Genomic DNA, 13299 nt, shown 5'->3' on the forward strand with positions numbered 1-13299 from the left:
ATATAAAAAAGGCGTTTAAGGGAATACCCCTAACGCCTTTTTTATATATTCAAATAATTTATTTTTTGTATTATTTATTATAATTTATAACATTTAAGATAACTTGAGCTGCTTCAGCTCTAGTTACTATACCTTTTGGATTGAATTTTCCATCACCTGTACCGATAATAACTCCTGCTGATATACAGGCATTAATATGAGCTTTGTATTGTTCGTCAGCTTCATTTATATCTATTGCTGTATCAGTAAATTGATTTAAATCTAGTTTGAGATGATTAGCAACCATATAGGCCATTTCTTGCCTTTCCATTTCTTTATCCATGTGCATCAGATAGTAGTATCGTATATCTTGGTTTTTAATCAAGTAATCAGACCCAATTGAGAAATATTGTGTCCACCATTTTCCTACATTATCAATAATGTTATCTCCTACAGTTCTTTGTCTCGTTTTACCCTGAATAGTTTCAGTTTCAAAATATTCAGGATAGAATAATTTAGCAAACATAGTGATGAATTCTGATAAATGAATCTTGTTATTAGGTTTATATGTATGGTCAGCATAACCATTGATTGCGTTTAGAGAAGCTAATTCTGATATTGCATCTTTTGCCCAACTAGAGTCAATATCAGTTAATGTACATGAGAATGTAGCATTATCTTTAACAGCTTCTTTCATATAATTCTTAAAAGTATAAGTAGTATTTATATGACCAAATTTGAATTCTTCTCTGTTAAGGCTCACATATATTATTGGATTAGACCAATCATTATCAAACCTTAAGAATCCTTTTTGCACTATTAATCCTTCACCACAGGAGTGGGGGAGATAATCTGTATATTGGTTATGCAGATAAGTCGTTAATGCTTCTACATAATCATTTCTATCAATAGAATCTTTGTTAAGTTTTCTAGATATAGTATCAGGATACTTTTCTGATATAACTTTATCAGCTAATAAATTAGCTAAAGGTTTAAAATAACTTCTATTTCTTTCATCTAATTTATCTCTGTTTTTAGTTATAGCTAAAGCATATTTTACATATTTTCCCGAATATCTACCATAGTTTTCATAACTTGAGATACCATCTTCCTCTAAGAATAACTTTGCTTTTAAATCAGCACCTATAATATTATCATATTTATCTGGTATATCAAAAGTAAGAGTAGCTACATACTTTGATTCAGGTTCAGAATTTACAGTTGATATAAGGTGGTCATTTTTTAGATATTTAAAGAATGTATTACCTTTTTTATGAAACATATCTTCTTCAGACCTACTAACTAGACCTTCAATATCTTTTAATGCATCAATTTGTTTATCTATACAATCTATATTATTATATGATATAGGGAATAAGAAATGTCTAGTTCCATCAAATCTCCATTGGTCTAAACTAGGTAAATATGTTGTTAATGTCTGATACCATTTAAAATAATCACATGGAGGAGTTATTTCTCGATACCCCCAATAATCAGCATCGTTTAATTCCATTGTTAATAATTCCATTCCAACTTCATCATAGTTTTCGGAACACTCGGCGTACCCTGTTGATAATACTATAACTATAATAATAATGATACTACAAATTATCTTTTTCATGATATGATCTCCTTTGTTATATTAAGTAAATATAGATAATCAAATGTATTATGTAAATTAAATAACATTGATAATAATATAGCATATTTAATAGATTATTACAAACATATAAAGTGTGAATTTATAATATGTTCAATCAATTAGTATTGAATATATTTGTATCAAAAGGTATTATGTTAGAAGTAGTTAAATAAATTTATAATAATAAGGGTGAACTGTATGTATGAGTAATAATTATCAATTGATTATATCCCTAATTATGCAATTCATAATTGCCTTTTAAAACCTCTATATTATTTTCAATAAAATATATAGACTGACGATATCATTCCATATACTTTATATCACAATAATAACCTGCAGTAGCAGCTTCTTTTATAGTAGGGTACAGATTCTCAACATTAATAAAAGTAGGTAACTTATCTGCATAGCAGTAATATTTTGTTCCATCTCTGGTATAACCTGCTACCATTCTTGCCTTTTGTATCTTAGAACCTGCAACACTAAAGGCGGAGATTGGTCGTAGAGTAGCTAAATCAACATTTTGTACAAGAGCTAATACTGAAGGTCCTTCTATGGAGTTAACACCAGTATATGTTGTAAGATTTCGAGGAATATAGAATGTATTAGCCCAACGAGTATTAGTCTCATTTAATTTATTAACTGTATAGGAGATATTAGAAGATATGATTCTACTAATTTCACCCAGATTATCTTCTTTTGAAGAGATTCCAGGAGGTAAATCTTTATGTGTTGATAACATATTTTTATTTATCTTTAAAGCATTTTCACCACTCATGTTTAGAGCATAGGTGGAACCATTATATTCATAAGTATAAGGTAATTTTGGACCAAATAATAAATCCCAATCACCATTGTTTATTTCGTTTTCAGGATAATTATAATCATTATTAACTAATGTTGGTGTAGCTACATAGTAACCATCGTACATAGCAACTACAAATGCCGGTATAAAGTTCATTTTTATATGGGCTTTGTTTGTTTCATCAAAATTCAATCCATAATTAGCTGAGAAAACATCTACAAAAGTTTCTAAAGCTAGTTTAGGATCAGCACTTAGATAGTTGGTATCTGAGTAATCCATAGACAGGTCTTTTGAATTAAGAAGTTCCCATATGGCTGCATCAGAAGCATAATCAACTGCAAAAGACAGCCTTAATTGTTCAAATTCTTGTAAATCTTTTTTTATGTATGATGTAGAAAATATAATTAAACCTCCGATATAATATAAGCATATTAATAATGCTATGCCTGTTCTTTTCAAATATAAAACCTCCTTACTATGTTAAATCATCGTATCATACCTGCTAGTTGAAAATTTAATGGAGGTGCAGAAACTTTGCTGAAGCGAGAGGTTAATTTCTGAGCACTGGTGTAGTCAATAGCCTTAACATCAACTTCTATAATATCACCTTGATTCCAATCAGTAATCTTATCAGTAAGAACGTAGGTGCTGTATGTACTTCCATTACCATCTGGATTAACAATTCTCATATAATGTTTAATTTTTACATCTACTACAGCCCCATATGAGGAACAGCCTGTATAGAAATCAGTTTTATCAAGATCAGAAATATGACCTGTATCTGTTACTTTGTCAATAAAGTTAGTCATTTCATTTAAAATAGATCTTTTTATGGTTAAATCCCTGCTAAGGGATTGAAGGTAAAGAGGTGCAATAATCAGTAGTATAAAAGCTAAGAAAAGACCAATAACTCGGTTAAAAAAATCACTCATTGGAAATTACCCACTTTCTAAGTCCATATTTTCCTACATATAACTCAATATTCATATCTTTTACATAAGGCATGGCTGCGTATGCAGCTTGTAAAGTCGGTATTTTATTAGTAAAAAAAGCAGAATTTATATTAATGACAGTGCCATTTATTTCAATAATTTTTGGTTCAGGGAAGTACTCATCTGCTACAGCTAATAGAAGCATAGTATCATTAGAAGTAAAACTTTTTTGATTGGGTAATAGTTCTCCTTGAGTTTTTAATGCAGTTTTTTCTATTTGTACACCAAAACCACCTAGTTCTCCTCTATAAAAAGGGTGTGCAAGTGAAACAGTTATAGGTATAAAAATTGCTAATAGCAATATCGTGATAATAATATCAATCATATCGTCAGTATGCATGATTTTACCTCCTATGGTTTTATTTCAATATCGTATATTCCATTTTTTTTTGTTATATTACAGTTCAATTGATACTGAAATAATTCTTTTAAATCTTCAATAGCATAAACTGTAATTCCATATGCATATCCAGAAATTTTGTTAATACAATCTTTGTTTTTTTCTAATGCAAAGTAAATAGAGGAAGCAGGTAGGTCTCCGTGATAAGTTCGTATAGAATCTATTTCGGATGAATAAGCATATGATATAGAATTATTAATTGAGTTGTTGAAAGATCTGTATAAATGTTGTCCGCATGCGATAGTTATCCAGCAGACACCTATAATAAGAGCTATAATTGCTAATATAATTGCTTGTCTTAGTATAGAATTAACCTCATTTTCCATATTTAATCCTCCTAAATTCTATTCTGGTTATTTCTCCATTTGCATCTTTTACTATAGAAGATTCATATTGAGATTTGTATGGTAGTATATTCTCTGATATATATGTCAGATCCCATGTTATATCGTTTGATGGAAGGGAAGTAGTCCATTTGTAATTAAATTCTTCATCTTCTTCTATTGTTGTATCAACCCAGATCTCTGGATATCCCCTAGTTTCAAATATTATAGATATTATATCCTGAGGATATATTTCTTCATTCTCTTCATATCGAAAATAAGTACGGAATTCTTTTGTTTCAGCTACTGCATCTATTTCACGTTGCTGTACTCTACCTATATCACCAGCTGTTCTCGCAAGTAATACCATAGATAAGAGTATGAGTGACGCTATTATAAGTTCAACAAATATCCATATGGCTTTACTCCATTCATCCATAATACATACTCACCTCCTAAAAATAATTTTAAAAAGCCCTTAGATATATTACAATCTAAGGACTTAGTATTCTACTATTGTTGTGTGAAGCAAATACCAACTATAGTTCCTGTGGAATCTTTTATAAGTTCGGCAAGGAATTTGGCAGTAGGACGAATGTATGCTTTTGTTCCAGATTTTTTACATTCTATATAATTCATGTTATAAGTCATTGTTCCTGAATCACCTGTATTAAGATTTTTTACGTACCAAGATTCACCAGTTTCTTTAGTCATACCAGTTACTTTATAATCTGAAGTCGCATTTTTGAATATAGCTCCATAATTAAAACCTTCATCTGAAGAATCAGTAATAACTTTTGGATTACTTCTTTGTGACGCAGTTCTAACAATCAATCCTATAGGTCTTCCTTCAAATAGCTTCAAAGCTGATAATGATTGAGTTCCGGACATCATCTGTTGATCATAGTCATCATATACAGCTAATTGCATTGATTCAAGTGAGTTTTGAACTGTTGTAATACCTTGATTAGTTGTGTTTCTTGTAAATCCTAAAATTGTGAATACTACTGATATAAGTACTCCTAAAACTATAAGTGCGATGGCAATTCTTGCGCCAGTACCCATTTCGCCTTCCATGAGTTAATTTCCTCCTTTATGTTGGACTAAACTGTCCACTAGTTATTTTATTTTTACATATTGTACTTTGTAAACTAATTGAGCTAGATATCAGCTTATTTTTAATTTGTTATAAGCTTTGTAGAAGTTTACTTCTTCTACTAGGACTTCTAAGGTGTTATGTTCTTTTTTAAACTTTCCAGTAACTTCAACAATATCACCACGCTTCATTTTGGCTAGCTCTCTAGCTTTAGCTCCTTTTGCAACACAGTGTGCTACATTATAATTGCTGTCATAAGATTTGTATTTCACTATGAAAGGTAAAACTTCCATGCAAGTGTTATTTTCTATTAAAAGACCTTTTGTTTTAACGACATAGCCACCAACTTGAATACAATTTGTCTCTGGTTTGTTAGTAATGACTTGTTTTGCCGTAATTATATATACAAAGGTAAAGAGCTTATTATCGGATGTTGTCTCTGAACGCAAATAATATTGTACTTCAACACGTCCTTGGAGATTACCAAGAATGTGTTCAGAACCAACAGCAGGTATTTCGATACCTTCCATAATAATTCTAGAAAGATAGAAATTTTCACCTTTCACCTTTCTAAACACCTCTCTACTAGGGGATAATGTCACGATACTTGTGCTACATTTCATATTTTGTGCCTCCTTACATCAGTTTCTGAAATTCTTCAATAGCGTATAAGAACTCTTTTATTCCTAATATCCCTAGTGGCATCAGTATATAGCAGAATGTTGTTAGTAGTAATGGTGCCATAGATAAGGGACTTACAAAGGAACGTTTTTTCCTCAATATTGATTGTTGTGTAATTTCTCTAATTCTTAAAAGATGATCTCTCTCAGAAATTAGGTCACTAAAAGCATCAGCTAGAGAGATCTGATGTATGGTTAGTATTAATTTATCAACTAATCTCTTGAATTCAGGTAATGCGACTTTGCTTTTTAACCTGTGTAGTGCCAATTCTGGATCTGAGGGGTATTCATGATATGCATCAATAAGTATATTTCGATGCACACGGGATTGACGTTGAAGCCAATATAGTGTCTCCATAGTATCGGCAGATGTATTCATTAATATGGTAATTATAGTTTGTAGCTGTAATACATCTTCCTCAGCTTCAGTTTTTAAAAGCCAAATACGTGCTCTTAGTATTGTTTCTGGAATTCTCCATGCACCAATAGTGATAACATAACAGATTAACAACATCCACCATTTAAAATTAGTGTTGTAATAAGATTTATATTTTGTATGTAATCTTTCTATTTGAGCTTGTTTGTCAAACTCTTCTAATTCGGGTAGATATGTATTAACAAAATCTCTGGTTCTATTAGTGCCTAGCATAGGGTGAATATTCAGGTATATATCATCCATTTTTTGCCTTGTGACAATATCTTTATATTCGAGTTCTTCTCCAGCTACTAGTGATACTTCTCTAACATTGCTATGAATAAAATCTTTTCCTAATTCAACCGAAAAATATATGAAAAATAAGCTTAAGGTAAATGCTAAGAATGAACATATTATTTTATTAGCATATAGATATACTATATCTTTGCTTGACATAGATTTTTCTATTAAGTAATTTTTCTTCTTGATAACTCTATTTTTCTTTGGTGTTATATTTTTAATAAGTATCTGAAAAAATTTATGTTTTATTAGATTATTGATAAATATGTTTCTATCATCTTTTTTGACAACCATTGGACTATTAATCTTGGTAATAGTAATATAACCAATAATAGCGGATAGAAAAATGACTACTTTGGATATATAGCCTAGAGGTCCATGATATATAATAGCAGTTCCTGGTATTTGTTTAATGAAAAAAGCCTCTATTAATTTAAGTGTTACAAGAGGTATTACAGGTAAATATTCAAGAATACCAAATTTAGCTTTCTGTAGGACTAATTTCTGTATTTCCATCTGTACTTCAGAATGCATCATTCCCATTGCTTGTATAAAATTAGAAGAACCATTTGCAAGTTTACTGTCACCTGAGTTATTTAATATAAAACAGACTCCAGAAAAAGTCTGAAGGAGTTTAAATGGTGTAGAAGCATAGAATTCTTCAAGTCTTCTTTCGCCGTCAGCAGCTGTTAATATTAGATATATATCTTCAAATGCATGTTTTAACAAGGGACCTACTTCAGCTTCAGCTATAGCATCAGGAATAACACCTAATCTAAGGTAGGCTTGTCTTATAGAAGATAGAGCTTCTAATAGTTGCTTAAGTAACTTGAAATGAATATGATCAATCTGTTTATCAACTAATACTGTTTTGACTAGAAAGGCAAACATTAAAAGCAAAAGAGAAGTAAAGATATCTCTGAAAATTATTATTCCAGCTAGATTGATACCCCAAAAAGCACCTATGGATAGAGAATATAATCTAACAGATGTAGCCTTTATTTCTCTTTTGGTATAAACAGATAATCCTGCTATTCTATAATATAATCTTCTAATACCATTTCTTGTAATAAAAAAATGGTCGTATCTCTGAAACATCTTGTTATAAAACTTGTAATTCTTAGTTTTCTTGCCCCTAGATTTTTTGTCACTATATATAATAAATACTATTGCTGCTATACCGAAAACACATATAAGTATTGGAGTTAAAAGCATCATGTTCATGTTTAACTACACCTCCCAGTTTTCCTGGACAAATCTAGAGAAACCAATGCGTTTATCTTTTGGTAAACAACTCATCATGTAGTGTGTAAGTTCAGGAGTAAACCATTGTAAAGCAACATATTTATCTGTGACTAAATCATATTTAAGAATATCTCTAGTTGTGAAAGTCTGTCTGTCAGTAATACGTGTATAATATTCTTTGGTAATGGCATTCATAGAATGTAGAGCGTCCTGTTTTTGATAAGAAGGATAGGGTACACCTTCATCTAGTTTGACAATTTCAGAAATACGTTCTATGTAACGTTTACCGTCTGTAGTATAGTTCAAGTGAACATCAATACGTACAATGTCAATTACCTGTTGTTCAGCTGTAACCATAGAAGTAAATCCACCAGCATTAACTAGAGAATTACGTAGCGCTCTAACAAGGTCAGGAGCTCTGTTTGCATGGTGGGAAAATATAGTGAATATAGAAGCAACTTGTCCCATTTGAATCATACGAGCAGCGATTGGGTCTGTTGCAACCTCACCAACTATGGATACAGCAGCATCTGATTTCTTTAGTGCATCTTGAAGTTCTGCCGCACTTACGAATTCTGTTTCTTGTACAGAGAGAATATTTCTTTCTGGATATAATTCACGAAGATACATCTCAGGAGCCATTTCCAGAACACGTATTGTATATTTAGGGTCAATAAATTCTATTAAAGCAGTCATCAGAGTTGTTTTTCCTGAGCCTTGACGTCCAGTAACTCCACATGTTACTTGTCCCATCATAAGATATTTAAGTAATTCAACAACTATGGTAGCATTGTGTACATAAGGTTTTTCTATAAGACTTCTAAGAGATACATCATTAAGTGAAAATTTACGAACAAAAACTGCCCAAAATTCAGCTGCTGGAGGTCGTAGAGCAAGGACTCTTGATTTGTCATACATTGTATTTACCAGATAACCCCTTTTTTCTGTAAGAGGACCTGGATTATTATATCTACAGATTAATTGTATAACACGTCTTAGTTCTTGTTCGGTATTGAATGTTAAAAATCTTAGATGAATATATTTACCTCTAAAATACAACCAGACTGACCTTGGTGCTTTCAATACTGTGTCATCTTTATTCAGATTAGATAAAATAGAACCAGATGTACCACAGTTGAAGCCGTTTATATTCATTTCACGCAATGTATCAATAATACCGAAACCTTTATACTTTTGATAAACAAGGACTGTAAGTAAATCAACTAGAACAGGGTAGGTTAGTTTGAAATGTTTAGTTGCATAGATCATATCAATATCTTCACTAGTTACAGCATATGAAGGTGCTGTTTTACCTTCAATGATATATCTTTCCCTATCAAGTCTATATTCATCAACAAGTTTGGCCAATGCTTCTTTTCCATATTTTTTTTTATAGAAATACATGAGAACTTCAAATTTAATTCTAGTTTCCAGTGTTCTTGAATAAAAATCGAATACGCCGTTAATATCGGAGATTGTAGGTAATTCATCCATAATAACGGAACGTATTAAGTCTTGAACTATAACTTTAGCAGAGTCAATACCGTAAACACAATTATTCATTGCATCTTGAATACGTGCTTTTCTCTTATAAAATGATTTGAAATCTTCGTCGCTAAAACCATTATAATTTTCTTCTTTTATAAGGTCTGCTAAAGTATATTTTACTGTGTCCACCAGTTTTTCAAAAGTCATTACATCCGAATGTTCAATATCGTGTTTTTCATGTTTACTCTTAAGATACCATATAATTAATACTATAAAACCCCCGAATAATACAATAAAAGTTAAGGATAGATTGGTCATTTGTTTTTCCCCCAATCTATCTTTATACCTAAATTGCTCATGACCAAATAGCATAGGTCTCTTATATCTGCATGTAGATTGATTACCCTTATATCTTTGTTATAAATATAGGGTAGAAGCTTATGTAAGGACCCTGTATTGGTCATTTTCTTAACAAATGGATTGGTAGTTATTTTTACTATCTTATTAGGCTTTACTCCCATTATCTTAGCTACATCCCTTAATGCACTTACATTAGGGTCATAATAGTTTAATGCATAGACTACCTTACTCTGATCTGGAAATATATCGCTGTCTTTCCAATTCTTATATTTATTTATTACATCCATTCCTTGTGAAAGAAGTACTATTATAATATCAGAATTAGATAATATTTCTTTTGTATTTTCTTCATAAGGTTCAGAATTGATTTCAGTAATTATTAAATCATGAGTCAGATTGTTTAATACAAATGTCAGTAATTTGTCACTTTCTTCTGTGGTAATGTAATCGCTCGATGTCTGCATGATGTCTAGATTGTCAGTTAGTGGAGTAAGGTAATCATTAATATCTTCACCTGTTATGCTATTTGCTTCAAGCATCCTTATGACTTGAGTAAGAGATTTTGTTCTATCTTCAACTTGATTAAGTCCAAGAGCAATATTAAAAGCATCTGATTCTGTACCTGTATATGTTAAGCATACTTTCATATTAGTTACTTGAGCTATTGCAGAACCCAGTAGAACACTTAATGTTGTGCAACCTTGTCGACGTACAGGTGAGTAAACTGCTACTTTCATGTTTCCCACCCCTTCTTAAGTATTTTTATAGCATCTTTCATTTTCATATCAATACTTGGTGCTATAAGTTTTGCAATCGCTAGATTGATTTTTTTACTTGGTAGGGGTAATAAAAGGTTTTTGTTCTCTAAGACTTCAAGTGTTGAAATAAGTTTTAGACTTATGGGAATATTAATGGTTTCTTTTGATTTGTCTTGTTTTCCATCATACATGAGTTTAATCTTTTTGAAATCATCAACACATTCTAAAAATTCCTCTTCACCATCTTCAAAGTCAGATCCTTTTACATGAATGTAAAATTGAATATCCTCATGGATTGTATCTCTTAAGTCATATACAACATGATCAAAATCATTTTCTTCTAATTCTATCTCTTCCCACACCTCATCAGGAGTAGCATCTGTGACACAAATCATTATGTTTCCAAGGTGACCCAATGAGGAATAATCTTCTATCAGCCTTTTGAAATGACAGTCATCTGTTATAACTATCACATCTCCAGTAGCTTGCAGAAGTTTCATAAGTGGATAGAGTATAGGTCTTTTATCAGTAAAACCTAAAACACCTATTCTCACTATTTCATCATCCCCTTCTCCGAGTTTTGTCCATCTTTTGCATCTTTAGTAGCTTGTTTTTCTGCTTCTTTCTGGTTCTCATAAGCATCTCTTTCAGCTTGTTTTCTCTCTTCTTCCTGTAATTGTTCAAGAATATCATCATATTCTCTTTCTGCCCCGTTAATATCGGTTACTATTTTACTTCTTCCACTAGATAGATTTGAAGAATCAAATTCTGAAACAAGATTTATACCTTTTTCTATGATATCTCTTTTTAGGGTATTGAGTTCTGTATTGATTTTTTTAGCTACATTTGGATCCTCAGTAATAACTGAAAGGATGTTGTCAGGTACAGAATAAGATACTTCTGAGGGCTTTTGTACACCTGGTTCTATATATTTTACTAAATTGACGGTAGCTCCATTTTCTTCATGAAGAAAATAGTCCACTAATGCACCATTATATATATGTCGTTGAACACCAGTTAAGTATGTTTTAATGGTTTTATCATTAATAGCTTCTACACGTATATGAGAAAGAACTATATACTTCTCACCATATGGATATGTAATTTCATAATCTACATAGTCGCCGATTTCTAAACCTACTGACCAAGTATCAGCTATAAGGTCCATTTCTCTTACAGTATCATCCATTTCTTCTTTCATTAATAAGTCATCAGTTATTAATGTACCAGGGGAAATGCTGACTTTATAATACTTACCCAGTAAGTCTTCAGGGTTCATGGCATAGGAGCCATTAATGATTGATTCTGGCACTTTTACTTTTACTAAGTTTTCTAGATTAATTTCTTTACCCGGTTTTGTTTCTGTTCTTACTGAGTATACGTATTTAAGTTTACCTATGTCTTCTAGGGTAGAGGATAGAATTTGTATTTCACTCTCATAGTCAGTTTTTATTTTGTCAATGTAGTGATTCCAGAAATACAACTGTCCACCATTTGTTAACAATGCTACAATAATAGTAACTATGAGATACTTAATCCAATTTCTCATTGTTAAGCTCTCCTTTATATACATAATTCTTAGTACTTATGATGTTTACTTATTTTCATTTATATATAACTGTGGGCTAGGCAGTTCACCTCCTATATCTTCAAAAACTTTAAGTTTATTTTCTAAAATTATAACTCGCATATATTTTTGGTTTTTGTTCAAATACATATCTCTATATAGATAATTAGCATACTGGGCTACAATAGACCAGCCATCCTTTTGTAATGCGAGTATATATTTTGCAGAAGATTCTAATGACATTTCGTAAGTAAAGGGCGTTACTTCATTTTGTTCAATCAAATCTTCAGGGTTTGGTAAATCAGTATTTTCACCAATCTCTGGTAATAAAAGGACTTCTTTTATTGTTTCTAAGCATTTCCTTAATACTTTTGTTGAATCATTTTTAACATCTTGAAGAAAAATATTTTCGCCATCTGTATAGATCGTATAATGTTCTTCTAGAGTTTTTGCTTCATTCATGACAATTATCTGTGAAGTATCTTCTGTTTCCTTGTTTTTACAACTGGACAAGACTAGCATTAAACAAATTAGTATAAGTAATTGCTTAGCTTTCAATACTCACCAACTCCCTGTTTTGTATATTTGGCTGAGTCTACTAACTGGTTGTGATATCATCATGGATTTAAAAGCTGAATAAATGCGATAATCAAATTTACCATTAGCACAATCTTCATCCATCAAAGATAAAGCATTTTGATAATTAAATCTAGGCCGATATACCCTATCTTCTGTTAATGCGTCATAGACGTCACAGATTCTAAGTATTCTAGAAGGTAAGGGTATATCTTTTTTCGAAAGACCAAAAGGATATCCTGAGCCGCAATAATCTTCGTGATGATATAATATAGCTTTTTTTGTGTATAGTCCAAACCCACACATGTTCACAAAAGCATAAGAGTAAATTGGATGTTTTTTCATTATTTCATACTCCATGCTATTTAGTTTAGCAGGTTTATTAAGAATATATATTGGGATTGCAAGTTTACCAAAATCATGCCACCGACCTGCAATATAATTCAAAAACCAGTACTTATCTGGTAACTCCAATTGTTTTGACAAATTAAAAGCTAAGATACCCACTCTTTTGCCATGTTGATTAATAAGATTAATCGTATTTTCTAATTCTTGCGTTTTATATTGTATATTTATCCCCCCCTCAATAAAGGTATAAATATTATGACTAATAATTTAATTAGGTTTTTTAGGCTGTCTTTGGTTTAAAGACGACATAGGATTCACACCTCCC

At 31.2% G+C, this 13299-nt stretch carries 15 protein-coding genes; all 15 read right to left on the minus strand.

Annotated elements, in window-relative coordinates:
* Window positions 1–70: 70 nt before the first annotated feature.
* Complete coding sequence (locus ACX6CF_RS01620) at window positions 71–1600, minus strand: S-layer homology domain-containing protein (protein WP_458783548.1); 1530 nt, start codon at window positions 1598–1600, stop codon at window positions 71–73.
* A 325-nt stretch (window positions 1601–1925) separates the two neighbouring features.
* A complete protein-coding gene (locus tag ACX6CF_RS01625; RefSeq protein ID WP_458783549.1) occupies window positions 1926–2885 on the minus strand; it encodes a hypothetical protein in 960 nt (319 codons plus the stop codon).
* 26 nt (window positions 2886–2911) lie between these two features.
* Window positions 2912–3358, minus strand: a complete 447-nt coding sequence (locus ACX6CF_RS01630) for a hypothetical protein (protein ID WP_458783550.1) — start codon at window positions 3356–3358, stop codon at window positions 2912–2914.
* Window positions 3351–3758 carry a hypothetical protein gene (locus ACX6CF_RS01635; protein ID WP_458783551.1) on the minus strand — a complete coding sequence of 136 codons (408 nt, stop codon included), beginning with the start codon at window positions 3756–3758 and terminating at the stop codon, window positions 3351–3353. Before ACX6CF_RS01635 ends, ACX6CF_RS01630 begins: the two co-directional genes overlap by 8 nt.
* Window positions 3759–3769: 11 nt before the next feature.
* Window positions 3770–4144, minus strand: a complete 375-nt coding sequence (locus ACX6CF_RS01640) for a hypothetical protein (protein WP_458783552.1) — start codon at window positions 4142–4144, stop codon at window positions 3770–3772.
* Entirely contained in the window at window positions 4134–4580 is a 447-nt protein-coding gene (locus ACX6CF_RS01645) for a hypothetical protein (protein ID WP_458783553.1), read from the minus strand. The genes ACX6CF_RS01640 and ACX6CF_RS01645 overlap by 11 nt, the downstream gene beginning before the upstream one ends.
* A 74-nt stretch (window positions 4581–4654) precedes the next feature.
* Window positions 4655–5218, minus strand: a complete 564-nt coding sequence (locus ACX6CF_RS01650) for a hypothetical protein (RefSeq protein WP_458783554.1) — start codon at window positions 5216–5218, stop codon at window positions 4655–4657.
* A gap of 90 nt (window positions 5219–5308) precedes the next feature.
* Window positions 5309–5860 carry a hypothetical protein gene (locus tag ACX6CF_RS01655; RefSeq protein WP_458783555.1) on the minus strand — a complete coding sequence of 184 codons (552 nt, stop codon included), beginning with the start codon at window positions 5858–5860 and terminating at the stop codon, window positions 5309–5311.
* A gap of 13 nt (window positions 5861–5873) precedes the next feature.
* Entirely contained in the window at window positions 5874–7856 is a 1983-nt protein-coding gene (locus ACX6CF_RS01660) for a hypothetical protein (RefSeq protein WP_458783556.1), read from the minus strand.
* Between the two features lie 6 nt (window positions 7857–7862).
* Entirely contained in the window at window positions 7863–9683 is a 1821-nt protein-coding gene (locus tag ACX6CF_RS01665) for a hypothetical protein (RefSeq protein WP_458783557.1), read from the minus strand.
* The gene (locus ACX6CF_RS01670; RefSeq protein ID WP_458783558.1) at window positions 9680–10462 is read right to left on the minus strand and encodes a hypothetical protein; all 783 of its coding nucleotides are present in this window, start codon (window positions 10460–10462) and stop codon (window positions 9680–9682) included. The genes ACX6CF_RS01665 and ACX6CF_RS01670 overlap by 4 nt, the downstream gene beginning before the upstream one ends.
* Window positions 10459–11037, minus strand: a complete 579-nt coding sequence (locus ACX6CF_RS01675; RefSeq protein WP_458783559.1) for a hypothetical protein — start codon at window positions 11035–11037, stop codon at window positions 10459–10461. Before ACX6CF_RS01675 ends, ACX6CF_RS01670 begins: the two co-directional genes overlap by 4 nt.
* Window positions 11037–12032, minus strand: coding sequence for an SAF domain-containing protein (locus ACX6CF_RS01680; RefSeq protein WP_458783560.1), 996 nt, complete (start codon window positions 12030–12032; stop codon window positions 11037–11039). The genes ACX6CF_RS01675 and ACX6CF_RS01680 overlap by 1 nt, the downstream gene beginning before the upstream one ends.
* Window positions 12033–12077: 45 nt before the next feature.
* The gene (locus tag ACX6CF_RS01685) at window positions 12078–12608 is read right to left on the minus strand and encodes a hypothetical protein (RefSeq protein WP_458783561.1); all 531 of its coding nucleotides are present in this window, start codon (window positions 12606–12608) and stop codon (window positions 12078–12080) included.
* Window positions 12609–12611: 3 nt separating this feature from the next.
* Complete coding sequence (locus tag ACX6CF_RS01690; protein WP_458783669.1) at window positions 12612–13241, minus strand: HD-GYP domain-containing protein; 630 nt, start codon at window positions 13239–13241, stop codon at window positions 12612–12614.
* Window positions 13242–13299 lie beyond the last annotated feature (58 nt).

Source organism: Vallitalea sediminicola, assembly GCF_054408565.1.